23 protein-coding genes and 2 pseudogenes are annotated in these 25,813 nt (G+C 71.0%); 9 read left to right on the forward strand and 16 right to left on the reverse strand.

Annotated features, from left to right (window positions below; all coding sequences use genetic code 11):
* Window positions 1–44: 44 nt before the first annotated feature.
* Both AB0B66_RS08505 and AB0B66_RS08510 read right to left on the reverse strand, forming a co-directional pair.
* Window positions 45–869: a DUF1295 domain-containing protein gene (locus AB0B66_RS08505; RefSeq protein WP_360524972.1), complete on the reverse strand. Its 825-nt coding sequence runs from the start codon at window positions 867–869 to the stop codon at window positions 45–47.
* Between the two features lie 25 nt (window positions 870–894).
* On the reverse strand, window positions 895–1,749 hold the full coding sequence (locus AB0B66_RS08510; protein ID WP_360524975.1) for a hypothetical protein: 855 nt from the start codon (window positions 1,747–1,749) through the stop codon (window positions 895–897).
* A 178-nt stretch (window positions 1,750–1,927) separates the two neighbouring features.
* On the opposite strand from AB0B66_RS08510, the gene AB0B66_RS08515 reads away from it, so the two are divergent.
* Entirely contained in the window at window positions 1,928–2,230 is a 303-nt protein-coding gene (locus AB0B66_RS08515) for a hypothetical protein (RefSeq protein WP_360524978.1), read from the forward strand.
* Between the two features lie 52 nt (window positions 2,231–2,282).
* Here AB0B66_RS08515 and AB0B66_RS08520 read toward each other — a convergent pair whose 3' ends face one another.
* From AB0B66_RS08520 to AB0B66_RS08530, 3 genes and pseudogenes are all read right to left on the reverse strand, one after another.
* On the reverse strand, window positions 2,283–2,837 hold the full coding sequence (locus AB0B66_RS08520; protein WP_360524981.1) for a hypothetical protein: 555 nt from the start codon (window positions 2,835–2,837) through the stop codon (window positions 2,283–2,285).
* Window positions 2,838–2,905: 68 nt separating this feature from the next.
* Window positions 2,906–3,757, reverse strand: a pseudogene (locus tag AB0B66_RS08525) (polysaccharide deacetylase family protein); the annotation flags it as partial.
* Between the two features lie 87 nt (window positions 3,758–3,844).
* Window positions 3,845–4,834 (reverse strand): annotated as a pseudogene (locus tag AB0B66_RS08530) (glycoside hydrolase family 11 protein); the annotation flags it as partial.
* Window positions 4,835–5,332: 498 nt separating this feature from the next.
* Here AB0B66_RS08530 and AB0B66_RS08535 point away from each other — a divergent pair.
* The gene (locus AB0B66_RS08535; RefSeq protein ID WP_360524984.1) at window positions 5,333–8,143 is read left to right on the forward strand and encodes an AAA family ATPase; all 2,811 of its coding nucleotides are present in this window, start codon (window positions 5,333–5,335) and stop codon (window positions 8,141–8,143) included.
* A gap of 201 nt (window positions 8,144–8,344) precedes the next feature.
* On the forward strand, window positions 8,345–9,247 hold the full coding sequence (locus tag AB0B66_RS08540; protein WP_360524987.1) for an EAL domain-containing protein: 903 nt from the start codon (window positions 8,345–8,347) through the stop codon (window positions 9,245–9,247).
* Between the two features lie 84 nt (window positions 9,248–9,331).
* Here AB0B66_RS08540 and AB0B66_RS08545 read toward each other — a convergent pair whose 3' ends face one another.
* From AB0B66_RS08545 to AB0B66_RS08555, 3 genes are all read right to left on the reverse strand, one after another.
* Window positions 9,332–11,194 carry a LamG-like jellyroll fold domain-containing protein gene (locus AB0B66_RS08545; protein WP_360524990.1) on the reverse strand — a complete coding sequence of 621 codons (1,863 nt, stop codon included), beginning with the start codon at window positions 11,192–11,194 and terminating at the stop codon, window positions 9,332–9,334.
* 327 nt (window positions 11,195–11,521) lie between these two features.
* A complete protein-coding gene (uppS, locus tag AB0B66_RS08550) occupies window positions 11,522–12,301 on the reverse strand; it encodes a polyprenyl diphosphate synthase (RefSeq protein WP_360524993.1) in 780 nt (259 codons plus the stop codon).
* A gap of 148 nt (window positions 12,302–12,449) precedes the next feature.
* The gene (locus AB0B66_RS08555; protein ID WP_360524996.1) at window positions 12,450–12,866 is read right to left on the reverse strand and encodes a hypothetical protein; all 417 of its coding nucleotides are present in this window, start codon (window positions 12,864–12,866) and stop codon (window positions 12,450–12,452) included.
* Between the two features lie 75 nt (window positions 12,867–12,941).
* Between AB0B66_RS08555 and AB0B66_RS08560 the strand changes: the two genes are divergently transcribed.
* The 5 genes from AB0B66_RS08560 (at window position 12,942) to AB0B66_RS08580 (ending at window position 19,269) form a co-directional block, all read left to right on the forward strand.
* Window positions 12,942–13,751, forward strand: a complete 810-nt coding sequence (locus AB0B66_RS08560) for an alpha/beta hydrolase (RefSeq protein ID WP_360524999.1) — start codon at window positions 12,942–12,944, stop codon at window positions 13,749–13,751.
* A gap of 111 nt (window positions 13,752–13,862) precedes the next feature.
* Window positions 13,863–14,459 (forward strand): hypothetical protein, encoded by a 597-nt coding sequence (locus AB0B66_RS08565; RefSeq protein ID WP_360525002.1) that lies wholly within the window; start codon window positions 13,863–13,865, stop codon window positions 14,457–14,459.
* A gap of 57 nt (window positions 14,460–14,516) precedes the next feature.
* Window positions 14,517–15,278, forward strand: a complete 762-nt coding sequence (locus AB0B66_RS08570) for a hypothetical protein (protein ID WP_360525005.1) — start codon at window positions 14,517–14,519, stop codon at window positions 15,276–15,278.
* Window positions 15,279–15,468: 190 nt separating this feature from the next.
* Window positions 15,469–17,403 (forward strand): transposase, encoded by a 1,935-nt coding sequence (locus AB0B66_RS08575; RefSeq protein WP_360525008.1) that lies wholly within the window; start codon window positions 15,469–15,471, stop codon window positions 17,401–17,403.
* A 468-nt stretch (window positions 17,404–17,871) separates the two neighbouring features.
* Complete coding sequence (locus AB0B66_RS08580) at window positions 17,872–19,269, forward strand: trehalose-6-phosphate synthase (protein WP_360525011.1); 1,398 nt, start codon at window positions 17,872–17,874, stop codon at window positions 19,267–19,269.
* 11 nt (window positions 19,270–19,280) lie between these two features.
* Here the strand turns inward: AB0B66_RS08580 and AB0B66_RS08585 are convergent, their stop codons facing one another.
* Complete coding sequence (locus tag AB0B66_RS08585) at window positions 19,281–19,529, reverse strand: hypothetical protein (protein ID WP_360525014.1); 249 nt, start codon at window positions 19,527–19,529, stop codon at window positions 19,281–19,283.
* A gap of 55 nt (window positions 19,530–19,584) precedes the next feature.
* On the reverse strand, window positions 19,585–19,713 hold the full coding sequence (locus AB0B66_RS08590) for a hypothetical protein (RefSeq protein ID WP_360525017.1): 129 nt from the start codon (window positions 19,711–19,713) through the stop codon (window positions 19,585–19,587).
* Between the two features lie 261 nt (window positions 19,714–19,974).
* Between AB0B66_RS08590 and AB0B66_RS08595 the strand changes: the two genes are divergently transcribed.
* On the forward strand, window positions 19,975–21,159 hold the full coding sequence (locus AB0B66_RS08595; protein WP_360525020.1) for a transposase: 1,185 nt from the start codon (window positions 19,975–19,977) through the stop codon (window positions 21,157–21,159).
* 209 nt (window positions 21,160–21,368) lie between these two features.
* On the opposite strand, the gene AB0B66_RS08600 is transcribed toward AB0B66_RS08595, so the two are convergent.
* Genes AB0B66_RS08600 through AB0B66_RS08625 form a run of 6 tightly spaced genes read right to left on the reverse strand, consistent with a single transcriptional unit; the run spans window position 21,369 to window position 25,807 of the window.
* Complete coding sequence (locus tag AB0B66_RS08600) at window positions 21,369–21,542, reverse strand: hypothetical protein (protein WP_360525023.1); 174 nt, start codon at window positions 21,540–21,542, stop codon at window positions 21,369–21,371.
* A 24-nt stretch (window positions 21,543–21,566) separates the two neighbouring features.
* Complete coding sequence (locus AB0B66_RS08605) at window positions 21,567–22,505, reverse strand: sugar kinase (protein WP_360525026.1); 939 nt, start codon at window positions 22,503–22,505, stop codon at window positions 21,567–21,569.
* On the reverse strand, window positions 22,502–23,122 hold the full coding sequence (locus AB0B66_RS08610; protein ID WP_360525028.1) for a bifunctional 4-hydroxy-2-oxoglutarate aldolase/2-dehydro-3-deoxy-phosphogluconate aldolase: 621 nt from the start codon (window positions 23,120–23,122) through the stop codon (window positions 22,502–22,504). The genes AB0B66_RS08605 and AB0B66_RS08610 overlap by 4 nt, the downstream gene beginning before the upstream one ends.
* Complete coding sequence (locus AB0B66_RS08615; protein WP_360525031.1) at window positions 23,119–23,961, reverse strand: hypothetical protein; 843 nt, start codon at window positions 23,959–23,961, stop codon at window positions 23,119–23,121. Before AB0B66_RS08615 ends, AB0B66_RS08610 begins: the two co-directional genes overlap by 4 nt.
* Window positions 23,955–25,100, reverse strand: coding sequence for a galactonate dehydratase (dgoD, locus tag AB0B66_RS08620; RefSeq protein WP_360525034.1), 1,146 nt, complete (start codon window positions 25,098–25,100; stop codon window positions 23,955–23,957). Before dgoD ends, AB0B66_RS08615 begins: the two co-directional genes overlap by 7 nt.
* Window positions 25,097–25,807 carry an FCD domain-containing protein gene (locus AB0B66_RS08625; RefSeq protein WP_360525037.1) on the reverse strand — a complete coding sequence of 237 codons (711 nt, stop codon included), beginning with the start codon at window positions 25,805–25,807 and terminating at the stop codon, window positions 25,097–25,099. Before AB0B66_RS08625 ends, dgoD begins: the two co-directional genes overlap by 4 nt.
* Window positions 25,808–25,813: the final 6 nt, after the last annotated feature.

The following is a 25,813-nucleotide window of genomic DNA, read 5'->3' on the forward strand; positions in this document are numbered from 1 at the left end:
CCACGGCAGAGCACCGGTCCCGCCGCCGATCTCCGGCGGTGGGATCAGGCCCGATCGTCGGACGCGCCGCCGCGGCGTGGCGGCCAGGGCACGATCGGCGAGGTGACCGCACGGTAGTCGGCATACTCCGGATACCGGGACAGGGTGATGCTCTCGGTGAACATAGTTGAACCGACGAACAGCGCGGTGAGCAGCACCGGGCCGATGACCGTCCACTGCAGCGCCGAACCGGCCGCGGCCGCGCCGATGCCGAACACCACCCACCACTGCGCCTGCTCGAAGAAGTAGTTGGGGTGGCGCGAGTAGCGGAACAGCCCGGTGCGCAGGAAACGTGACTGCGGCTGCCGGCCTTGGGCCAGGTCGGCGTGCTTGCGCCGGTGGAAGTCCCACTGCTGCTGGTCGGCGACTGTCTCCCCGGCGAGCAGCGCCAGGAACACCACGGCGAGCACGGCGTCGAGCACGCCGAACGGGCTCGGGTGCGTCAGCGCCGTGTACGCGGGAAGGGCGATCAGCAGCAGGATGATGTTCTGGTACACGGTGATGAACAGCAGGTTGAACAGCTGGAACTGCCATTGCGACAGCCGCGCCCGCAGGATCGCCCAGCGGTAGTCCTCACCGCCGGGGGCGTAGCCGCCGCGTCGGGCGAAGTTGAACGTCAGCCGCGCGCCCCACAGCAGCACCAGCACCGCGAGCACGTTCAACCGGGTGTCGGCGAAGTCGGCCGCGGCGGCGAACACGGCGACGTACACCACCGGGACGATCGACCAGATCCGGTCCACCCACGAGTGCTCGTTGGTGACCAGGGAGGCGAGCCACGTCGCGGCGCAGACGCCGGCGCAGATCCACAGGCAGACGATGAGGGCGTCCATGATCGGGCACAGTAGCGGCCCGGGTTCAGCCCGGGTAGCCACCATGAGGGTCGGTTTCGGCCTGGCCGCGCAGCGCTTCGGCGGCGGCGCGGCGGCCCGCCTCGGTGAAGCTGCGCTCGTTGGAATCGACCGGGTGCCACTTCGCGTCGTGCAGGCGCACGCGTACCGCCGCGGTCGGCAACCCGCTGGTGCCGACGGCGCACAGCGTCTCGTGCACACCGAGTTCGAAGGCCTCGGCGTACTCCTGGGGCAGGCGGCTGTCGGCGAGCTCGCACACGAATTCGAAGAGCAGGTCGGATCCGGTCGGCAGCGGCTCGAAGTCGGCGGTGGCGATGGCGAAGACACCGCAGGCGGATGCGACGGCGAGGCGGACGTGGACGTCCCGGACCGGGCGGAACGCCGGGCTCGTCCAGTCCTGCGCGACGTCGTGTGCCGGCGGTGTGAACGCGGCAGTACGCGGCGCCGGCCAGCGTCTGACATAGGCGCGCGGGCGGGCGTCGCGCTCGATGCACCGGGCAGCCTCGCGGGCCGCCCGCCGCCCCGCCCACCCGAACCCGGCCTCGCTGGACTCCTGATCGCGCCAGCGCGCGTCGCGCAGACGGATGCGCAGCGCATACGGCGGAATACCACGGTAGGACCACTGCCGCAGCTGAGCGATGGCCCCGTCACCGAACGCCGCCGCGAACCGCGGTGGCAGCTCGTCGGCGGGCACCTCGTTGACGAAGGCGAGCACGTCGGTGCGGTCCTCGCCGACCGGCAGCGGCTCGAAGTCGGCGCAGGCCAGGGCGTACGGGCGTACCCCACCCCGGCTGGACAGGTACGTCTGCACGCCGCGGACCGGATGCTGGATGTCGATCGGGAAGTCGCGGACTCGTGGCACGCAGTCAACCTAGACGGCGCGTACCACGTCGCTCACCTCGATCACGCGCACGCGGTTTCGGCCCTGATGACCGTCTTCTGCAGGTGAGACCACATCGCGTCCTGAAAACGCTTGCCCATTCGCCGCTGCGCAGCGCATAGTTCGAGGTAACCCCGCCCCCTGCGTTAGGAACGCCACAGTGTCTGCCGACAACCTGCCGCCCGCGCGTTCCGATATGAGCGCATTGACGGAAATGACGCACGCTGCGATGGTGGCGCGGTGGCAGCAAGGTCTCGTCACGCCGATGTCCTCGACGATCAACACCATCGCCAAGACCGACGGCAGCTGGTGGACCGAAAGCCAGGGCGCATGGCAGCGGGTGCCGCAGGCCGAGCGCAACGACCGCCTCGACTACCACCACGAACGCTTCGGGTCGGTCTGCCAGGCCCGGGGCCCGGCGGGCACGGATTCACCGTGGGGACTGGTGAGCCGGGGCGTGTGATCGGCGTCGGCCCTGGCCGCCGACAATGCCGGCGCTGCTCGGCCGCCACGGGTCACGCCTCGAAGTCGGTGTAGCCGTACCGCATCTCGGCTTCGGGCATCGCCTGCTCGCGGGCTTCGTCGGCCGCGGCGTCCCCGGCCATCCGTTCGTCCATGACGACGAGGTCGCCGGGGCGGGCCGGCTCGCCGCGCAGCGCGGGCACGTCGACGGCGGCCCAGTCGACGGTCACCGTGGTGACCTGCTCCACCGCGCCCCTGAAGAACAGGTCGGACAGGCTGCCGTCGTCGACGTTCTGCTCCTCATCGGAGCCGAAGTCGTGCCCGACCGGCTCGCCCGGCCCGGTGAACGTGATCCGCGGATAACCCTCGACGTCGATGGAGATGTACGGGTGCAGGTCGATCGACCGGGTGCGCCTGCCGTACTGGTAGACGTCGAGCGCCAGGTCCGCCCCGTACCAGCAGAGCAGGTAGAGGTTGCCGCCGTCCGCGAGCTCCGCGGCCAGGTCGGCTTTGACCTCGTCGAGGGTGCCACGCAGGTAGTGGGCGTCCTTGCGGGCGCCGCCCGGGGCGACGCCGAAACGCAGGTCGTAGAAGCTCTTGCGGCTCACGGCGGCAGTGTACGGCCGAGGGGCGGGCGGTGGGGACGTCCGTCACGCGACGTCCCCACCGCCGCGGGTCAGGCCGCGGCGCAGCTAGCGGTCGGGGTGGTGGTGTTGCCGTTCTTGTAGAGCGTGATGCCGAAGTTGTTGCCGGAGCCGTTGGGCCTGGCGGTGAGGGTGCCGGTGCTGCCGCTGACGGTGGCGTTCCAACTGCTCTGCAGGCTCTGGCCGCTACCGAGGTTGATCGTGACGGTCCAGTTGCCGCCGCCGCTGACGGCGAAGGTCACGTTGAACCGGTCGCTCCACTCGTCGGCACGGCTGACGCTGACGGTGCAGCTACCGCCGCCTCCGCCACCGCCGCCACTGCCGGACGGGGCGACGGCACGACCGGTGCTCGCCGAGATGTGGCCGGTGCACAGGTTGCGGGCCTGCAGGTCCTGAATGATGCCGGGCAGCGCCGAGATCGTGTTCTGCGGCCAGTCGTGCATGAGGATGATCTGGCCGTTGGTCAGGCGTGAGGCGGCCTGGCGGATCGCACTCGCGCCGGCGTTGTTCCAGTCCTGCGAGTCGACGTCCCAGATGATCTCGCGCAGGCCGAGCGAGTTCTCGATCTGCTGCAGGGTGGAGTTCGTCTCCCCGTACGGCGGGCGGAACAGGTTCGGTGTGACGCCCGCCGTCTGCTGGATCGCCTGCTGGGTGCGGGTCAGCTGCGACTGGATGTCGCTGGAGCTCATGTTGATCAGGTGTGGGTGGTCCCAGCTGTGGTTGCCGATCTGCAGCCCGGCGTTGCGGTAGGCCTGCATCAGCGACGGGTTCGACTGGGCGTTGGAGCCGGTCGGGAACACCGTCGCGGTCGCGTTGTACTGGCGCAGGGTGTTGACCAGTTGACTCGTCGTGCCGGTGTTGGGGCCGTCGTCGAAGGTCAGCCCGACGTAGCCGGCCGAGCAGCTGTTGCCGCCACCGCCGCCTCCGGTCGGGGAGGGCGACGGCGTGGGTGTGGGGTTGCCGCCGCCTCCTGAGGCGGAGCAGCTCGCGGTCGGGGTGGTGTTGTTGCCGTTCTTGTAGACCGTGATGCCGAAGTTGTTGCCGGAGCCGTTGGGCCTGGCGGTGAGGGTGCCGGTGCTGCCGGTGACGGTCGCGTTCCAGCTGCTCTGCAGACTCTGGCCGCCGTTGAGCCCGATCGAGACGGTCCAGGCGCTGCTGCCGCTGACGGCCAAGTTCACGTTGAACCGGTCGGACCACTCGTCGGCGCGGGTGGTCGTGACGGTGCAGCCGTTGCTGCCGCCGCCGCCTCCGCCACCCCCGCCGCCGGATCCCTCGCTGACGGTGATGTTGGAGTTGCCGCTGCTCTGGTAGCCCTCGGTCGCCATGATCTGGTAGTCGTGGCTGCCGAGGTTCATGCCCTTGCTCGCCCAGGCGTCGAAGTGGTTGCCCGCGGTGATGGTGCCGCCGGTCTTCTTCGACTGGCGGACGCTCCAGTACTGGTAGAATGTCGCGGTGCCCTCGATGGAGGGCTGGTTGACGCGCTGGGTGCGGTAGATGTCGTAGGTGCCGCCGTCACTGGTGACGGTGCCCATGAATGTGCCGGTGGGCCGGTAGGTGCCCCAGTTGTCGACGATGTAGTACTCGATCAGCGGGCTGCGGGTCCAGCCGTACAGGGTGAGGTAGGCGTTGCCGGACGGGTTGAAGCTGCCGGAGTAGTTGACCGTGCGGCGTGCGCCCGGCTTCCAGCCCTTGCCGGCGACGAAGTTGTTGACGTTGCTCCACTGGGTGCTGTACTGGCCGCCGGCGCCCATGGTCATGGAGACGTTGCCGCTGTCCTTCCAGAACGAGTAGTAGAAGCCGTTGTCGGTGCCGGTCTGGTTCGTGGTGACGGTCGTGTCGGCGTTGGCGTTGCCGGCCGGCAGCACGGCGGCGACGGCCAGCGCCGCGGCGCAGGCGGTGCCGAACAGCAGCCGTAGGCGGCCGTGCCTGCGGCGGGTCGGGCGGTCGGGGGTGTCGGGCATGGATCCACCTACTCGTGAGGCCTGGGCGAGCCAGGAGGTGTGGGCGCGGGCCGACGTCACGGGAGAACCCGCGCGGGACTTCGGGTACGGGCACCGGATCGCTGATCGGGACGGGTCGACGACGGGTTTCGCCTTGCCGGAGCCCGGCTCGGCGCGATCACGTTCATCGATAGACGAATCGTCGGGCAGCGCCGATCGCCAAGTCAACAACTTCCGGAAACTATCGGAGCAGTGTCTGCTGCCAAGCTCCTTACTGTCATCGATCATTGATGATCGCCTCACTTGGTGGTCGAAGATGCGACGGCGACCGTTACCGGAAGTTTCGGAGACTTCCGGAGGGTGTGTTCACCAGAGGAAGCGCGTTCTCCGTGCCCGGTTCCCGCCCGGCCCCGAGGTTGCGGGCGATAGGCTGGTGTCACCCGAAAACGATGGTCGTGCTCCGGGCCTTCAGGGCTCCGGCGGCATCCTGGTCGACGGCTCTCACGGGAGATGTCCGACATGTCTGCGGACCACGGGCTCTACGGTCGCCGCACCGAGTGCGAGGCGCTCGACCGGCTGCTCGGCGAGATCCGGGAGGGCGGGCACGCGGTCCTGGTGCTGCGCGGGGAAACCGGAGCAGGCAAGACCGCCCTGCTGGACTACCTCGCCGACAATGCGCCGAACATCCCGACCCATCGCGTATCCGGCATCGAGTCCGAAATGGAGCTGCCGTACGCCGGCCTGCACCAGCTCTGCGGCCCGATGCTCGACCAGCTCGACCGCCTGCCCGCCCCGCAGCGCGACGCGCTGCGCAGTGCGTTCGGGCTGGCCGAAGGGCCTGCGCCGGACCGGTTCCTGGTCGGCCTGGCCGTGCTGACCCTGCTGTCCGAGGTGGCCGCCGGCCGGCCGCTGCTGTGCCTCGTCGACGACGTCCAGTGGCTCGACCAGGAGTCAGCCCAGGCCCTGGCCTTCGTCGCCCGGCGGCCGACAGCGGACCCGATCGGTCTCGTCTTCGCCGTACGGGTACCTCGGGACGAACTCCAGCCCGAGGACCGCGAACTGCTCGGACTGCCCGAACTCGCGGTGGCCGGCCTCGACGACCGCGACGCGCGATCACTGCTGGCGTCGGTGGTGCCCGGACCGCTCGACGAGCGGGTACGCGACCGGATCCTCGCCGAGGCCCGCGGCAATCCGCTGGCCCTGCTGGAACTGCCCACCGAACTGACCGTGTCCGAACTGGCCGGTGGGTACGGCCTGCCCCGCAGCCGGCCGTCGCTGAGCCAGGTCAGCCGGATCGAGCAGTGCTACCTGCGCCGCCTGGGCGAACTTCCCCCACAGACGCGACGGCTGCTGCTGGTCGCCGCCGCCGATCCCCTCGGCGACCCAGGCCTGCTATGGCGCGCCGCGTCCGGGCTCGGCCTGCCCGCCGACGCGGCGGTGCCCGCCGAAGCGGCCCGGCTGATCATGATCGGCACCCGGGTGCAGTTCGCGCACCCGCTGGTGCGCTCCACCGTCTACCGCTCTGCCCCGCCCGCCGAACGCCGACAGGTGCACCGCGCCCTGGCCGAGGCGACCGACAGCGTGGCAGACCCCGCCCGGCGCGCCTGGCACCTCGCGGCCGCGACGCCAGTGCCCGACGAGACCGTCGCCCAGGACCTGGAGCGCTCGGCCGAGCGCGCCCAGTCCCGCGGCGGCGAAGCGGCAGCCGCGGCGTTCCTGCGGCGGGCCGCCGAACTCACTCCGGACCTGCGCCGCCGCGGGGAACGTGCCCTGGCCGCCGCCCAGGCAGCGTTCGACGCCGGCGCGTCCGACATGGCCAACGACCTGCTGGCCACGGCGCAGCTGAGCCCGCTGAACCGGCTTCAGCAGGCACGGCTGGAACGGCTGCGCGCGCAGCTGGCGTTCCTGCGCAGCCGCGGCAGCGAGGCGCCCGGTCTGCTGCTGCACGCCGCGCAGCGGCTCGCCCCGCTGGACGGCGCGCTGGCCCGCGAGACCTACCTGGAGGCACTGCTCGCGGCGGTGTTCGCCGGTGCCGGACGGCTCGAACCGGAGTTCGGCGTACGCACCGTGGCCGAGTCCGCCCGCACGGCGCTTTCCGAACCCGGCTCGCAGCAGCCCGTGGACCTGCTGCTTGAGGGGCTGTCGATACAGTTCACCGACGGATACCCGCAGGCGGTGCCCACCCTGCGGCGAGCGATGGAGGCCGTCCGCGCCGTCGAACAGGACCTCACCTGGATCTGCCTCATCACCGCGCTGGTGGCGGCTGAGCTGTGGGAGGAAGAGGCGTTGCGGGACCTGCTCGAACGCAGGGTCGGCGCGGCCCGGCGGACGGGAAAGCTGAGCCTGCTGCCGATGGCTCTGGACTACCTCGCCAGCTATTACGTGCAGGCCGGGGACTTCGTCGCCGCGGCCGCGTGCGACGACGAGGCGGCGGTGCTCGAGGCGGCGATCCGGGTGTCGCCCCCGCCGTACACGCCGCTGATGCTGGCGTCATGGCGCGGCGACCAGCAGGCCACCGCCCAGCTGACCCAGGACGGCATCTCCGACGCCTTCCCGCGGGGCGAGGGCAGCGCCCTGGTGTTGACGGAGTACGCCGCGGCGGTGCTGGACAACAGCCTGGGCCGCTACTCCTCGGCGCAGGCCGCCGCCGAACGCGCCACCACCGGCGACGTCTTCGTGGCCCGGTCGTGGGCGCTGACCGAACTGGTCGAGGCCGCCGCGCGGGCCGGGCAGCCCGAGGCCGCCACGCAGGCGCTGGCACAGCTCACCGAACGCACGCAGGCCAGCGGCACGCAGTGGGCGCTGGGCATCGAAGCCCGCTCACGCGCGCTGCTGAGCGAAGGTCCGGCCGCCGAGCAGCTCTACCGGGAGGCGATCGACCGGCTCGCGGCCTGCCGGATGAACGCGCACCTGGCCCGGGCGCACCTGGTGTACGGCGAGTGGCTGCGCCGGGAGAACCGCCGCGCCGACGCCCGCGAGCACCTGCGCCGCGCCCACGAGATGTTCTCGGTCATGGGCGCCGAGGCGTTCGCCGAGCGCACCCGCAACGAGCTGCAGGCCGCCGGGGAGACGGTGCGCAAACGCACGGCCGAGTCGGTGCTCGACCTCACGCCCCAGGAGTCCCTGATCGCCTCGCTGGCCCGCGACGGGCGCACCAACTCCGAGATCGGGGCGGAGCTGTTCATCAGCCCGCGCACCGTCGAGTGGCATCTGCGCAAGGTCTTCACCAAGCTCGCCATCAACTCGCGCCGGGAGCTGCGCGAGGCCACCATCGACGCCGCCGAGCCCGCCACACCGTGGGTGCATCCTCAACCTAGTCCACCTGGTTGACGACCAGGGATCCCTGGAAACGGACACCGGTCCCGCACCCTGGGTCGCCGCAGGCGGCGTGACCTGCGGGCCGGGGTGCCCGGGAAAGCGACCGCAAGCATGCGACCAGTGCCCGACACGGGCTCGTGGCGACCTCGCGGCGGCGACAGTTGGTGCACGTCCTCGCCGAGGACGGCCTTCGTTGCTGAGGGGAGCTTCCCGATGTCAGTCCACGTCCCGATGGCGCTGTGGTTCGTCAGCCTCGTCGACAGCCTCGCCACCCTGCCGTACCTGTCGGCGCTCATGCGCATGGTCAGACGGTGGCGCGAGCGGACCGTCACCCGCACACACGATGCGGCGCACGTGGCCGGACGCACCGTCGCCCAGGCCGTCGCCGACGGCGAGCTGCGGCTGCTCTACCAGCCGATCGTGCGGCTCGCCGACCGCACGGTCGTGGCGGTGGAGGCCCTGGTGCGCTGGCAGCACCCGACCCTGGGCCTGATCGCCCCCGACCGGTTCCTGCCCGCGGCCGACCGCGGCGGGCACCTGACCCTGCTCGACCGCTGGGTGCTCAACCGGGCCTGCGCCGACATGGCCGCGCTGGCCGAGTCCCTCGGCCACGCCGCACCCGCGCACGTCAACGTCAACCTGTCGCCGGCCACCCTGGCGACCGACTTCACCGGTATGGTCACCACCGCCCTGCACGACGCCGGGCTGGCCGCGCACCGGCTGCGGCTGGAGCTGTGCGAAGGCGCCGACCTCAAGACGCTCCTCCACGCCGGCCCCCGCCTCGAGAAGCTCATCCGCCACGGCGTCGGCGTGGCCCTGGACGACATGGGCGCGGGCTCGACCGACCTGCGCTACCTGTCCCGCCTGGCCATCCAGGGCATCAAGATCGACCGGGAGTTCGTGGCCGGCATGCTGCACAACCCGCGCGACCACGCCATCGTCAAGATGCTGACCGACATGGCCCACACCCTGGGGCTGCACGTCACCGCCGAAGGAGTCGAGACCCGCGAGCAGCTCGCCGCGCTCGCCCGCGTCGGCGTCTCCTTCGCCCAGGGCTACCACCTCGCGCTGCCGCTGACCCTGCCGGCACTGTCCGGGGTACTGCTCGCGCAATGAGCGAGGACGGCCGATCGCGCCCGCGGCGCAGAGACAGAACGGGGCCTTCGACCAGTTGGTCGAAGGCCCCGCCTCGTGCTGCCGTTACGGGGTGACCACCGTGCCGCCCAGCGTCACCACCAGCCGGCCGTCACTGGCGAACGACCAGCCCAGGGTGCCGCTGAGCCCGGAGCACCGCGACCCGTTCGTGCCCGACCAGAACTGGTTCGAGCTGTCGGAGTTGCCGACGATGCGGTCGTTGGTGCCGCTGCTGAACCGGCACGAGGTGTTGTTGCGGAACACCGACGAACCCGCGTCGAAAGAGAAGTTGCGCTCGTCGTTGTCGATGCTGATGTTGTTCGACACTGTCATCGAACCCGGGTTGCTGTTGTAGGTGAACCCGTGCTTGCCGTTGTTGAAGGCGATGTTGCGCCGCACGATGTGGTTGACCCCGATGTCCTCGCCGCCCAGCTTGTAGCCGTTGCGGTCACCCGCGCCGGCCTGGCCGCCGTTGCTGAGCGTGCCGTTGTTGTACGCGATCGAGTCCTCGATGGTCACCACGCCGATCGGCCCGGTGTCGGTCTTGGTGTACAGGTCCCAGCCGTCGTCGATGTTGTTGTGCGACACGGCGTAGCGGAACACGTTGCCCGAGCCCACCGTGAGTTTCGCGGCGAAGCCGTCGGCGTCCTCACCGTCGGAGTCGGCGTTGTCGTGCGACTCCGCGCTCAGGATCAGGTTGTTGGCCGGCCACAGGCTCTGCGGCGTGCTCGACAGGGTCCGCGACAGCTGCAGCCCGGTGTCGCGGTTGAACCGCGTGATCGTGCGCTCGAAGATGTTGTTGCTGCCGCCGACGAAGATGCCGTTGTCACCGGCCCGCTCCACGACGATGCCGTACACGTGCCAGTAGTTGCCGTTCACGGCGAGCCCGCGGTTGGCCGGGTCCTCGGCCTGGGCCGAGAAGTTCAGCACCGGGACCTCGTTCTGGTACGCCGCGATCTTCTTGCGGGCGCTGGACGTGCCGTTGTTGCCGGTCTCGACGGTCACCGTGGACGAGAAGTTATACGTCCCGCCGCGCATGAAGATCGTCCCGCCCGCGGTGACGCGGGTGATCGCCGAGGCGAGCGTCGTCGGGCTGGCCAGGGTGCCGGCCGCGCTCGCGCTGCCGTTGGGCGCCACGTACAGCGCGCCGGACGGCGGCTGGCTGACGCTGGGCGACGGCGACGCACTGGACGGCGACGGCGACGGCGACGCGCTCGACGGTGACGGGGACGCGCTCGACGGCGAGGGCGAAGCGCTGCTGCCCGACGGGGCCGGGCTGCTGGGCGGGGTGGTGACGCTGTCGGTCACGGTGACGTCGTCGAAGCGGGCACTGGCATACCCGGTGAACAGGCCGATGCGGCCGGCGGCGATCGCCGAGCTGCTGGCGGTGCCCACCAGCGTGCCGTCGACGTAGCCGCTGACGGTGGTGCCGCTGGTGGTGATCCGCAGGGTGTACCAGGTGCCGGTCGACACGGTGCGGGACACGCCCGCCAGGACCGTGACGCTGCTGCCGTTCATGTGCTGCAGCTCGACCCGGTTGCCGCCGGTCAGCGCGAGCCGGTACATGACGGTGGCGCCGCTGGACCGCGACACCAGGGCCGCGACGCCGCCGGACCCGAACGTCAGCGGCTTGACCCGGGCCTGCACGGTGTAGTCGGTCCAGCTGCTGGAGCCGGCGAACTGGCGGGCGCGGTCGGTGGTGGCGCTGGCCTGCTGGAACACCTGGGATCCGTCGGCGACGACGGTCCAGTCGCCGCCGGACTTGGACCAGCCGCTCGCGCCGGCTTCGAAGTCGGCGCTGAACAGTGTCGCGGCGCTGGCGGGCGTGGTCAGCAGGGTGCCGGCGACGACGGTCAGCGCGGCCGCGGCCGCGGCGGTGACCAGCGCGGCGAGGCGTGCGCGCCGGCGGGGGAGGGAGTGCGGTTTCATCGTGCAAGATCCTTCGGGCTGGGAGCGGACCATGCCGTTGGGCGACGGCATGGGACGTGCCTGGCACCGGTGCCGCGAGCTGCGGTCATCCGGTCGAGCCGCGCTTGGAAAGCGCATTCCCGGGCGACGGTAGACGAGCCCGCCGAACCGGTCAACAGGTGAAGTTCGATGTCGCCGCCGTTCGCGCCCGCATTTGCAGTGACGGAAGTCGATATTTTGTGGATACGGGGTTGTCGCGTACCCACTGCGGGCCTTCGTATTTGCAGGATTGCTCCGCGCTCGCGCGACGCCGCCGGTCGACGCCCGGCCCCGACGCGAGGGAACGGCTCATGCCCCGAAGCGGCGCGAGCGGGCCGCGTACGAACGCAGCGCGCGCAGGAAGTCCACCTCGCGGAACCCCGGCCAGTACACGTCGCAGAAGTACAGCTCCGAGTAGGCCGCCTGCCACAGCAGGAACCCGGACATGCGCCGCTCCCCGCTGGTGCGGATGACCAGATCCGGATCGGGCCGGCCGTCGGTGTACAGGTGTGCCGCGATCGCCTCGGCGGTGATGCCCTGCGCCACATCGGACAGCGACGCACCGGCACGGGCCTGCTCGTCCAGCAGCGAGCGCACGGCGTCGACGATCTCCTCCCGTCCGTCGTAACCGATGGCCACGGTCAGGTGCAACAGCGCGTCGCGCTCGCGGGTCGCCTCCTCGGCCAGCTTCAACGCGTTGCGCGTCGAGTCCGGCAGCACGTCCAGCCGCCCCGCCAGGTGCAGCCGCCAGCGGTTGTCCGGGTGGGTCAACCGGTGCGCGATGACGTTCTCCATCATGGCCATCAGGTTGTCGACCTCTTCGCTGTCGCGCTTGCGCATGTTGTCGACCGAGGCGACGAACACCGTCACGTACCGGATGTCCGCCTGGGCACACCAGCCCAGCACCTCGTCGATGTGCTCGGCGCCATGGCGATGGCCGGTCTGCGCGGTCAGGCCCCGCTCGCGGGCCCAGCGGCGGTTGCCGTCCATCACCATGGCGACGTGCCGGGGCAGGCCGGCACCGGCGAGCCGGCGGCGCAGGCGGTGGGCGTAGAGCCGGTACGCGGCGGCACGGAACATCTGCAGCATGAGTGGATCAGATCACCGGCGGCAGTTGCGTGTGGTCGCGTCGATGCCGGATGTGGCTGTCGTGTGAAGATCCCGTGGCGGTGTCGTGCAGTACTCTCGGTGAGCCTTGTGCTCCTGGTCGGCAGCACACGGCAGGCGATCCCGTGCCTCAGAGCGCACGCGTGCGGCGGCCGGCGCGCAGCGCGACGAGTGTGGCGAGCGCGCCCGCCCCTTCCCAGGCCGCCACGGCAAAGAAGCCGGCCGGCGCGGCATCGGTCAGCACCAGGGCGGTGAACACGGTGAACGTCACCAACCGGAAGGCCACGGTGAAGGCGAAGAACGCCGTCCAGTCCTTCGCCGCGGCGAGCAGGTAATACACGCCCATGTTGAACGAGGCCATCGCCGAGGTCCGGACGAACACGAGCGTGTAGTCGTCGGCGGCGCGGGCGGCGGTGCCGTCGTGGGTGAAACCCATCGAGGCCAGCAGCGTCGCCGGGCTGATCAGGCCGACCGCGCCGAGCAGCAGCGCCGCGAGGCCGAAGGCCGCGATCGTCCAGCCGGCAGGTGACAGGCGGGGCATGGTCATGTGATGTCCTCCGGGGGGTGGCCGTCAAGCGAGGTATTCTCGGCACATCGTAGTGATCATGGATGGAGTGAACCCGTGACCGGATACCCGCCACCGGAGCCGCGGCCGACCGTCACCTACGCCGACTGCACCGTGGCCGTGGTGCCCGGTTACCGGCCGCTGCACCTGGACGTGCACCTGCCGCCTGGCGACGGGCCGTTCCCGGTCTTGCTGTGGGTGCACGGCGGTGGCTGGCTGGAGGGCAGCCGGGTGGGCCTGCCGGCGACGGTCGCACCGCACCGGTTCCACCAGCGCTTCCTCGACCGTGGCTGGGCGGTCGCCGACGTCGACTACCGGCTCGCGCTGGAGGCGCAGTACCCGGCCCAGCTGCTCGACGTCCAGTCGGCCGTGCGCTGGCTGCGGCTCTACGCCGACCAGCTGAAACTGGACCCGGCGCGGTTCGCCGCGCTGGGCGAGTCGGCGGGCGGCCACCTCGCCGCGATGGCCGGGCTCACCGGCACCGGCGACACCGCGATCCAGGCGGTCGTCAATTGGTACGGCGCGGTCGACTTCTTCGCCTTCGAAGACCTGGACGACCCGACCTCGCCGCCCGCGATGCTGTTCGGCGGCCCGGTCAGCGGCCGGCGCGAGTTCGTTGCCTTCGGCAACGCGCTGAACCGGGTGCACGCCGGAGCCCCGCCGTTCCTGACGGTGCACGGCACCGAGGACCGGATCGTCCCGCATGGCCAGGGGCAGGCGATCACCGAGGCGCTGCGCGCGGTCGGGGTGCGGGCCGACCTGGTGCTCGTGCCCGGGGCCGACCACTGCTTCGAGGGCCACGACGACATCGGCGGCCTGATCGAGCAGGGCATCGACTTCCTGGACGAGGTGCTGCCCGGCAAGTGACCGCGACACGTCTCGACTATCGGCTGTGTGATCGATTCGGGACTTGTCGTCACGGTGATCCTTGCGGATGCTGTTCTCGTGCAGCCGACTCCGCCCCGTCGTGATTGGACCATGCCCGTGGTGGTGGGCGTGGTGGCGCTCGTCGCGCTGCTGGTGCTCTGCCTGGCCGGGGGTGCCGCGGCCTACCTGGCCCTGCGCGCTGAACCGGCCGCGCCGCCGAGCCCTTCGCCGACGGCCGCAGCGTCCCCTTCGCCCTCGCCGCCGGCACCGCTGCCGAGTGCGGCTCCGGCCGACTGCCTGATCGGCAGCTGGCGGGAGACCGCTTTCACGGCCAACTGGGAGATGTACGGCAACAAGATCCAGTTCACGGGCTCGGGCACGCTGATGCAGATCAAGGCCGACGGCACGATGACCACCGTCGACAAGACGACCCGGCGCGGCTCCGGTTACGGCGACCGGTTCGAGATGATCCACAATGGCACGACGAAGCTCAACTACGTGGCCGACGACAAGACCATCAACTACAGCAACCCGCAGGCGACCGGCTGGACCACGTTGAAGGTGAACGGAAGCCAGCGTGCCAAGGAGCGGCTCAAGGCCACGATCACCCCCGAGACCTACAGCTGCAAAGGCGACCAGCTGCGCCTGTTCGGCACCGTCTACTCCAGCGAGTGGCAGCGGATCCTGCCGCCGGGCCGGCCGGTCTGACCGCGGTGCCGGGTCGCGGGTCAGCGCGCGAGCCGCCGGAGCCTGCAAGATACGCACGTGCTGAAGACGTGGTGGCGGCCCGCCGGGTGGCGGGGGCGGATGGCGTATGCGGTGCCGGCCGTGATCACAGCGGTGGCGCTGATCGGCCGGTGGCACCTCGGGGAGCCCTGGATCGCGGTGGTGTGCGCGCTGATCGTGCTCGTGCCGATGCTGGTCGTCGTGGTGGTCGCTGCCACGCTGCGAGTGGCGCTGACCGCGTTCGCGGTCCAGTCGATCGCGCTGGTGGGGTGCCTGCTGGCGGCACACGTGTGGTTGAACAGCGGGCCGCTGGCACCGGAGCAGGACTGGCTGCTGCCGTACACGGCGCTGGCCTCGCTGGTGCCTGTGGTGGTGATGCTGGTGGGGGGCTCGGTGCGCGGCCGGCGGTTCGAAAGTCTGACCGCCCTGGGCGCGGCGGTGCTGCTCGTGGGCTGCTGGGGTTTCGTGGGGGCGAAATTTCCCGGCGCGCGGATGCCGTCGGCCAGGGATGCCGTGCCGTGGGGGTCGGGCCTGTCGATCGCCCGGGAGTGGGACGAGGGCTGCGGCCAGAACGGGGCGCTGTGCGCCATGACGGTGCTCCTGGAGGGCGAACTGACCGTGTCGCAGGTGCGCGCGGTGCTGGCCGGTTACGGCTGGACGCGGGAGTGCCGTCCGGTCACGGGGATCCTGTCCCGCGTGGGGGCCGCGTACGAGCAGGTGTGCTTGACGGTCCGGGATACTCCGGGAGGAGTCGAGGTCGTGCTCATAGGGGAGGCGTACTGGTGGCGCAAGCCGCGGTGAATGCCCCGGCCCGGTCATCAACTTCTCCCGGTCCCGGCTTCGCGTCGCTGGCTCAGTAGACCAGGTGTGATGACGTACCCGGGTTCTTGTCAGAGGGGCTAGCTAGGCTGGTGTGTATCCATTTTGGTTAGTGCTGAGGCGGGTGTGGTGCCGATGTTGTCGCCGGGTGCCGCAGGCAAGGGTCGTGTCGGTGGGTGAACTCACGGCGACCGCGACCTGTGTGGCGCTGTGGGCGACTCTGCAGGCCGACGGGCAGCGGGTGAATGAACGCGTGCTCGCGGTGCGGGTGGGATGGCTAACGGGGCTGATCGCAGGTATGGCTGCGGAGATCGTGGCCAAGCACTGGAGCTGCGAGGCTCTGAACATCGTCGCGGCCGGGGTCGGCCCGGATGGGCGTGCGCTGCCGGCCAAGGGATGGATGGCCATGCGCCGGCTCGGCTGGTCGGCGGTCGCGCCGCAAGGTGTGTATGCGAGCGACCGGGTGCGTCGGTGTGCGGAGGAGGAAGCGGCACGGGCGTTGCGGTTGGCGGTACACCGCCGCGGGATCCTTTGGGCAGTCATCGGCACCTGGCCTGATGGTGGTATCCGTGGTGAGGGCGACTGGCAGGCGCTGCGCAAGCGACTGGCGATGGGGGTGTCGGCGGCGCAGGTCCGTAACCGGACCCGGCAGGTCCGCGCGTATCTGGACACCAGCGGTCGGTTGCCGGGGGACCTGCTCGACCTGGAGGGCACGCCTGCGGTGTCGGCGCAGGCGCTGCTCGCCGCCGCCGACCGGCAGTTGACCACCCTCACCCGTCAGGGCGACGACCGGGCTGTGCTGCGGGTACAGCTGCCGCTGGTAGAACGACCTTCCTCGTCGGCGGACTGGGCGTGGCATGTCCTGCCGCTGACGCTGCCGCCGAATGTGGCTGCCGATGCGACGATCTGCGCCCCAACGTTGCGGGTGGTCGGGCACCGGGTGCGGATCGACCTGCCCCACCGCATCACCATCACCGCCGCCAAGCCAACTGGGCACGCGGTGGCCCTCGGCCTGGACTGGGGTTGCAACACGTTGCTGACCGGCGCGGTCGGTCGGTTGACCGCGCAGGGCAAAGTGGTCACCGACGGGCGGGCGCTGCGCTATGACGCCACGCCGGTCTCGGCCAAACTCCACCGGCTGCGCGGTCACCGCGAACACCTCGCCGCCAGACACGGTCGCTACACGACGTTGCTATCAGGGCTGGCCGCCACCGACCCCCGCGCCGCGAAACTGCAGGCCCTCGTAGCCCGCGTCGGCGGCGAGCACGAGCGGGTTTGTGCCCGCATCCGCCATCTGAACAAGACCCTTGCCTGGTCGGCGGCCCGATGGGCGGTCGACCAGGCCACCGCCCTGCAAGCGACCGTGATCTACGTGGAAGATCTGGGCAGTCTGGAGGTACGTGGCAGGCGCAAAGGCAACTCCCGCCTGTCCGGTCAGGTCCGCAGCGTCGTCATCGACGCAGTCACGCATCTGGCCGCCAAGGTCGGACTCGCGGTTGTGACCGTCCCCTCCCGCGGCACCAGCAGATACTGCCCCCGGTGCGGCACCGGACGTACCGAACTCGCTCACGTTAAAGCTCCCGACCGGACACGCCAGCGGGGCTGGAAGTGGGCGATCTGCCCGGGCTGTGGCCTGTCGGCCGATCGTGATCATGCTGCCGCCATGCGCATCGTCGCCCGAGGGCTGCTGGCCCAGCACTGCGTGCGCACCGACCGCAAGACCGGCAGGCATACCACCACGACCGTGGTCGAGGGCAACGTCGCCACTGTACGACGCCGCGCCCTTGGCCCGGTAACATCGCGCACGGCCACCGCCCGGGTCGGCAAGACTGGCCCGACCTCGAAGCGGCCTTCCGCGTCGAAGCTTTCCCACCGTGTGCCCGACCGGCGCACGGCCCCCGCCCCACCCGCCGGTGGTCAGCGTCCGGCGGGGCAGGAACCCAAGAACCACCACCCCAAGGTGGCGGCGTCAGGTCCTGCGCACGATTCCCTGAAACCACAGCACCACCGGACCGGCTTCCACCACGTCCGCGCCACCCCCGTAATCCCCCTCCGCGGAGACTTCGGACCAGGCACGACACGGCCACGCCGCATCCGCAACGTCTGAACTCTCAGGCAATCCAGGGAATCAGAGACGCTCATGTGCCGCAGGATCGAAGTCACCCCACCGTGTCGGCCAGCGGGCAGAGTCTCGAACTTGTGAAAATGAGCTACATATATGAGCAAGGTCGAGAAGCTAATCTTCATCGCCTGGTGAGCGCGGCCGACGGCGCGCGGATGTGCGGACAGTGAGGTCGGACCTGAGTCGGAATCGAGGCGTGATTCACGTTCACACCTGCTTCTCGCACGTGCGAGCTGCGTAATCAAACCGTCCATTGTGTACGGCGTGATGAGACGAACATGGATCGCGCGGGACTCGGCGGTTACTGTGAGGAAGACTGGCACGAACGAAGGACGTGCGTTCTGTAATCGCGGCGTAACTTTGGGTTGGTACAAGTTCGCGTGGCCCGATCAATAACCGCAGAGCCACACGAACCGTCCTCATGTCAGTAAAAGACCGGAAAGGGGGCACCCGATGCGGGACGCCTCGCTAGTCGTGGTCGCCAGCCGTCTGCCCATCAACGACGCCGCCGCCTCCGAGGGAGTCTTCGAGTGGCGGCGCAGCCCCGGTGGCTTGGGCGAAGCCCTGCATCCCGTGCTCATCAACAAGCCGGCCACCTGGATCGGCTGGGCCGACAAGCCCGGCCCGACCCCACCGCTGCCCGACGTCGACGGCGTGCACCTGATCCCGGTCGAGCTGTCCGAGGACGACATCCGCGACCACTACGAGGGCTTCGCCAACTCCACGCTGTGGCCGCTCTACCACGACGCCGTCGAACCCGCCGTGCACCACCGCCGCTGGTGGGAGGCCTACCAGCGGGTCAACCAGCGCTACGCCGACCGCACCGCCCGCGAAGCCGCCCAAGGCGCCGTGGTCTGGGTGCAGGACTACCACCTGCAGCTGCTGCCCGCGATGCTGCGCGCGCAACGCCCCGACCTGCGCATCGGCTTCTTCCTGCACGTGCCGTTCCCGCCCCCGGAGCTGTTCATGCAGCTGCCGCGCCGCGCCGAACTGCTGCGCGGCATGCTCGGTGCCGACCTGATCGGATTCCAGCGCATCCAGGCCGTCCACAACTTCCAGCAGCTGGTCGCGAAGGTGCTCGGCGCGAACGTCGACGAACGCGGCATCGAACTCGACGGCCACGTGACCTGCACCGGCGCGTTCCCGGTGTCGATCGACACCGCCGAGATGGAGGCACTTGCCAGCCGCGACGAGGTCGTGCACAAGGCCGCGAAACTGCGCGCCGACCTGGGCGACCCGCAGCGGGTGATTCTCAGCGTGGACCGGCTCGACTACACCAAGGGCATCGAGCACCGGCTCAAGGCCTACCGGGAACTGCTCGCCGACGGCCGGCTCAAGGTCCCCGAGACGGTGCTGGTGCAGGTCGCCATCCCGGGCCGGGAACGCGTCGAGCAGTACCGGCAGCTGCGCGACCGGGTCGAACGCGAGGTCGGCCGGATCAACGGCGACTTCGGCCGGCTCGGCGTCGCCCCGGTGCACTACCTCAGCCAGGTCTTCGACCGCACCGAACTGGCCGCGCTGTACCGCGCCGCCGACGTCATGGCGGTCACCCCGCTACGCGACGGCATGAACCTTGTCGCCAAGGAGTACGTCGCCGCCCGCGTCGACGGATGCGGGGCGCTGCTGCTCAGCGAGTTCGCCGGGGCCGCCGCGGAGCTGACCCAGGCCTACCTGGTCAACCCGCACGACGTGGAAGGCCTCAAGGACACCATGGTCGAGGCGCTGGAAGCCGACCCGTCCGAGCCGAACCCGCAGATGGCCGCCATGCGGGCACAGGTGCGTGCCAACGACATCCAGGCCTGGGCCCGCTCCTACCTGACCGCCCTGGAGGCCGCCTGCGCCGGACGGTGACGGCAGGGCGATCAGTAGGTGATCTCCTTGCCGCTGGAATCCCAGACCCTGGCCCAGTTCCTGCCGTCCACGAGCGGGAAGTTCGGTTCCAGGATCGTCAACCGTCCCGGCTCATGGCAGATCGAGCCGGGCGAGCCGAACGACTCCGGCCACTCGATGAGGATGTGGTCGCCCGGCTCGACCACCACCTCCCAGGGAAGAGGCTCGAAGTGCACGGTCAGCGGATCCGGCCCGTCCGCCATGACCTGAAACCGAAACATCGCCGAAGCGTACAGAGCTGGTGATCGCGGTGCAGTACCCGGAGCTTCGAGCATCTCAGTTGCGAGGCAGGTCTGCGGCGGCGGGCAGACCGTGGATGTCGACGTCCACCGCCAGCAGTGCGCCGTCGAGCGGGGAGGGATCGGCGAGCCCATAGGACGCGGTCGTGACGAACAGCCGCCGCATGCCGGACCGCCAGACACACGTTCGTCGGCCTGGCCGCGTCCAGCCGGATCTCCCGGTCCAGGGTGCCGTCCGGCCGGTAGTGGCGTACGGCATGGCCGCCCACTGCGCCACTCACGGGTTGCCCGCAGAGTCGACGGTCACCGAGCAGCGGTACTTCGGGCACCAGACCACGTGCAACGTGCAGCGGTCACGACGTTGTTGCTCGATCTACTCAAAGTCCATTATGGACAGTGACGTGTTCTGCCCGGTATGGTCGTACGCATGTTCGAGACAGTGCGTTTCACCTACCGCCTGCGGCCTGGCCGCCGGGCTGAGGCGGCGTTGCTGTCGGAGTGGGGGCGCTGCCGGTTCCTTTGGAACGAGGCCGTCCACCAGCAGAAGAGCGGACGTAGACCGACCCTGTGCAAGCTGTCCAAGCTGCTCACCGAGGCCCGCGGCCGGCACGCGTGGCTGCGGGCCGGCTCCCAGGTAGCCCAGCAGCAAACGTTGCGCACCTACGCCAGCGCCCTAGACGCTTCGTTCAAGGTCAAGGGCCGCGGTCGTCCGAGGGTCAAGAAGCTCAAGGCGGCGCTTCCCAGCCTTGAATACACGGTGCGGGGCTTTCGGATCAAGGACGGCAGGCTCTGCCTGCCCGCCAAGGTTCGCATCCCTGTCGTCTGGTCCCGCGAACTGCCGTCCGAGCCGACCAGCGTGCGGGTCTACCAGGACAACCTTGGCCACTGGTACGCGTCGTTCGTGGTTCGCCGGCAGGCCACCGTGCCAGCCGCTCCCGTCGAGCCGGCTGTCGGCGTCGACTGGGGCGTGAAAACCACCGCCACTACCACTGACTCCCGTTTCGACCTGCCGCACCTCGGCCACCGCAAGCGGTGCGCAGCGCAACTTGCCAAGGCGCAGCGCACCATGGCGCGTCGCCGCCGGGCCAAGGGCCAGACCCCGTCCAAGGGCTACCAGGCCGCGAAGCGGCAGGCCGCCCGGGTCGCCAAGCGGGCGGCACGGCAGAACACCCACGACGCACGGCAGTGGGCCAAGCGGGTCGTCGACCACCACAGCCTGATCGCGGTGGAAGACTTCAAGCCCAAGTTTCTCGCAAAGAGCCGAATGGCCCGCAAAGCGGCAGACGCCGCGATCGGCGCGTGCAAACGCGAACTTGTCTACCGGGGTACGCGGGCGGGCCGGAAGGTGGTGCTGGTGCCGCCCGCCTACACGACGATGACCTGCAGCGAGTGCGGTACGAGAACCAAGGAACGCCTCGGGTTGGGTCTGCGCATCTTCGAGTGCGTGGCCTGCGGTTACACCGCCTGCCGCGACCGAAACGCCGCGAGGACGATCCTCGCCACGGCCGAACGCGACCGTGCTGGTGCCGACGACGTCAGACATTCGATCACCTCCTTCCGGGACGGTCGACCGGATGCGGTCCGAGCCAGGAATCCCCGGAATCTTCCGTAGGGAGTCGTTAAGCTCCCGGCCCAGAACCGCCAGCCGTGCTGGTCGGCAACCGCGTCGTTCATCCTGGCCGGGACGGGGTTGGTGGACTTCAGGTCGATCACCGACGGACTTGCCCCGTCGAGCAGCGCCAGGCCCGTGCGGGCGGCGGCCAGCCAGCAGCCAAGGTGCCCGGCGACCGGCGCCGCCGCGCCCAGCGGCCGGTCCAGCCGTTAAAGCTCGCGCAGCGGGCCGGGCGCGTCGCCGGCGGTCTCCAGCAGCCGCCCGGCGAGCAGGTCGACGAGCACGAGGCGGCCGTCGACCCAGCGGGCTCCTTCGCCGAGTTCGAGCCGGTCGTCGCTCCACGCCACCGGCTCGCTCAGGATCGTGTGCTCCTGCGTCGTCATGGTGTTCCTCTCCGGGGCTGGGTGTCAGCGGACGGCGCTGCCGGGGTCGTGGTCGAGCAGGGCGAGGTCGTCGCGGGATGGCAGCCCTTGCCAGTCGCCGCGGGTGGCGACCGCGAACGCCCCGACGGTGACGGCGCGGTCGAGCCGGGCCGTCGCGTCGGCACCGTCGAGCAGGCCCGACAGGTAGCCGGCCACGAACGCGTCGCCCGCGCCGACGGTGTCGACGACCGGCACCCGCCGGGCGGGGCGGTGCAGTGTGCCGTGCTCGCCGTGGCTGGTCGCGCCGCCCGCGCCGTGCTTGACCACGACCTCGCGTACGCCCGCGGCCAGCACCGCGGCGACCGGGTCGGGGTCGTCGGTGAGCACGGCGAGTTCGTCGTCGGAGGCGATGATCAGGTCGAGTGAGGGCAGCAGGGGCCGTAGCGCTTCCGCGGCCTGCCGCGCCGACCACAGCCGGGTGCGGTGGTTGACGTCGAGGCTGACCAGGCTGCCCGCGGCCCGCGCGTGTCCGACGGCGTACCGCACGGCCTCGTACGGGCCGTCGCCGAGCGCGCAGGTGATGCCGGTGACGTGCACGATCCGCGGCGTGCGGCCGTCGGTGAACGCGGGATGCACGTCGTCGGCGGTCAGCCGGGAGCCGGCCGACCCGGTGCGGTGGTAGACGACCCGGGTGAGGTCGCCGACCCGGGGCTCGAACAGGATCAGCCCGGTGGGGGCCTGGGCGTCGACGCGCGCCAAGGCGATGTCGACGCCTTCTGCGCGCAGGCTACGGCGTACCAGCTCACCGGGCTCGTCCGCGCCGGTGACGCCGAGCCAGCTCGCCCGGTGGCCGAGCCGGGCCAACCCGATCGCGACGGTGGACTCGGAACCGGCGATGGACAGGTGCGCCGGGCCGCCGAGCCGCAGGGGTCCGGCCATCCGGAACGCGGCCATGGTCTCGCCGAGGGTGAGCACGTCGGTCATGCGGCCACTCCGGCCAGGAACGCCTGGGTGCGCTCGCGCAGTGCGGCGAGGTCGCCGCCCCGGACGGCGTCGCCGAGCAGCGGCGACCCGACGCCGACCGCGATCGCGCCCGCCTGCAGGTACTGCGGGGCCAGGGTGGCGTCGACGCCGCCGACGGGCACGAACGCGGTCTGCGGGAACGGGTCGCGCAGCGCCCGCAGGTAGCCGGGGCCGCCGATGGAGGCGGGGAACAGCTTGACGGCGGCCGCTCCGGCGAGGGTGGCCTGCACGACCTCGCTGGGGGTCAGCGCACCGGCCAGCACTGGCAGGCCGAGGCGGGCTGCTTCGGCCAGGCTCGGCGCGATCGCGGGGGTGACCAGGAAGGTCGCTCCGGCGTCGGCGGCCTGGCGGGCGTCGGTCTCGGTGAGCACCGTCCCCGCGCCGAGGGCGAACCCGGGGCCGAGCGCGGCGCGGGCGCGGGCGATGGTGTCCAGCGCCCCGGCAGCGGTCAGCGACACCTCGATCAGGTTGACGCCGCTGTCGGCGAGGGTGAGCACGCTGTCCAGGGCGGCCTGCGGGTCGGGGCCGCGCACGATCGCGAGCAGCCGGTGGGCGCGCAGGGTGTCGAGCAGGTTCATGCGGGGGTTCCTCCGCGGCGGTGAGCGGTGATGGTGAGCCGCCAGGTGACCTGGCCGGACGCGGGCACTTCGGCGGCGTCGCCGGGGCCTGCCTCGGCGAGGTCGAAGACGGCGCCGAGCATCGGCTCGACGCCGATGCTGCGGTAGGGGCCGGGTTGGGGCCAGCCGCGCAGGTTGCGCCACAGGGCGGTGGAGCGGGGCTGGCCGTCGCAGTCCAGGTGCATGGTGAGCCGGTCGGCTCCGTCGGTGACGTGCACGGTCGGGCAGCCGGTGAGGACCGCGCCGAGCGCGGTGCCGTCGTCGGGGCCGAGCCGGTCCAGGGCCAGCCCGGCCGGAGCGGGCCAGGATCCTTCGAGCCAGGGTTGGTCGCCGGTCCAGGGTTCGGCGAGCAGGGATGCTGCTTCGGGGTACAGCCGGGTGACAGTGCCGTCGGGTGCGTCGAGGTGGGCGGCGGGGCTCAGGTCGAGCAGCGCGTGTGCGGCCCACACGAACCGGTAGCCGGGGTCGGCGGCCAGGGTGTAGTCGGCGACGACCGCGCCGTCGCGGTGGTGCACGGTCCTGGTCAGGGTGAACTCGGGCCGGGTGATCGTCGCGCCGTCCAGGCTTCGCCGCCAGGCATGAGGCCAGAGATCGCCGTGGTCGGGCAGGCCGCGTACGGTCGGCAGGCATTCCTCCAGGCCGCCGGCGTCGACGAAGGCGTCACCGGGGCGGACGTCGTCGCGGCCGGTGCCGGGGCGGTGCCAGAGCCATTCGCGGCCGCCGCCGGACAGGCTGGTCCACCGGCCGCCGTGGGCGGGGTCCAGCGCGGCGCGCAGCGCGACCGGTGCGTCGTTCACCATTCGGCGAAGGAGCCGTCGTCGTGCCGCCAGACCGGGTTGCGCCAGGCGTGACCGGTCGCGTCGGCCTTGCGTACGGCCGCCTCGTCGACGGTGATGCCCAGGCCCGGGGCGTCCAGGCGGTTGATGTGGCCGTCGACGAACGCGAACGGCGCCGGGTCGACCAGGTAGTCGAGCAGCTCGCTGCCCTCGTTGTAGTGGATGCCGATGCTCTGTTCCTGGATCAGGAAGTTCGGCGTGGCCAGCGCGACCTGCAGGCTCGCGGCCAGCGAGATCGGGCCCAGCGGGCAGTGCGGGGCGAGCACCGCGCCGTGGGTCTCGGCCAGCGCGGCGATGCGCCGCACCTCGGAGATGCCGCCCGCGTGGGACAGGTCGGGCTGCACCACCGCGACACCGGCCTGCAGCGGGGCGAGGAACTCGGCCCGGCCGTAGAGGCGCTCGCCGGTGGCGATCGGCACGGGGGAGCAGGTCACGATGTCGTGCAGGCGGTGGGCCTGGTCGGGCAGGACCGGCTCCTCGGCGAAGAACGGCCGCAGCGGCGCGATCTCGGGCAGGATGCGGCGTACGGCGGCCGACCCGGCCCGGCCGTGGAAGTCCACGGCGATGTCGCGGTGCTCGCCGAGGGCCTCGCGGGCGGCGGCGACGCGGCTGACGACGGCGTCGACCTCGGCGGAGGTCGGGATGGGGGACAGCCGGCCGGAGGCGTTCATCTTGACCGCGGTCATCCCCGCGGCGACCTGTGCGGCGGCCTGCTCGCCGATCTCGGACGGGTCGTCGCCGCCGATCCAGGCGTAGATGCGTACCCGGTCGCGGACCGGTCCGCCGAGCAGGGCGTGCACGGGCGCGCCGTACGCCTGCCCGGCGATGTCCCACAGGGCCTGGTCGAGTCCGGCGACGGCGCTGGACAGGACGGGGCCGCCGCGGTAGAAGCCGCCCTTGGTCAGCACCTGCCAGTGGTGCTCGATGCGCAGCGGGTCCTCGCCGATGAGGAGTTCGGCGAGCGTGTCGACGGCGGCCCGGACGACTTCGGCCCGGCCTTCCACGACGGGCTCGCCCCAGCCGACCAGCCCGTCGTCGGTCTGTACGCGGCAGAACAGCCAGCGTGGCGCGACGAGGAAGGTCTCGATACGGTCGATCTTCACCGGGTGTCCTTCTGCTTGCGGACGTGGTCGACGTCCTGTGCTGCCTTGTCCAGCAGGTCACCCATGGCGCGTTCGGCGGCCGCAGCGTCGCGGGCGCGGATCGCGGCCACGACGGCCTGGTGACTGGGGACAGGGTCGTCGTGGTGCTGCGCGCCGTGCACGAGCTTGTCACGTTCGGCCAGGCCGGTCTCCATGACGACCTTCATCCGTTCGAGCCACTCGTTGTGGGCGGCGTGCAGCAGGGCACGGTGGAAGTTCAGGTCGGCGGCGACGGCGGCGGCCGGGTCGTCCTGGGCGTCGGCCATCTGGGCCAGCGCGGCGTCGAGCGCGGCGAGGTCGTCGTCGGTGGCGCGTGCGGCGGCGAGTCTCGCGGCGGCGGGTTCCATGATGGCGCGTACCTCGTGCAGCTGGTCGAGCAGCGAGGCGTCGGCGCCGCCGGCGAACTGCCAGCGGATGACGTCGGCGTCGAGCAGGTTCCACGCGGCGCGGGGGCGCACGAACGTGCCGCGTTTGGGGCGGGCGTCGACCAGGCCCTTGGCGGTGAGCACCTTGAGCGCCTCACGCATCACGGTGAGGCTGATGTCGAGTTCCTCCTGCAGCGCGGCGAGGTTGATCGTCGAGCCTTCGGCGATCTCGCCGGCGAGGATCCGCCCGGCGATGATCTCGACGGTCTGCCCGTGGACGCCGCGTCCTGTGTACTGTGCCAATGCTTC

Origin of the sequence: Catellatospora sp. NPDC049111, from assembly GCF_040648615.1 — a bacterium.
Taxonomy (GTDB): Bacteria; Actinomycetota; Actinomycetes; order Mycobacteriales; family Micromonosporaceae; genus Catellatospora; species Catellatospora aurea.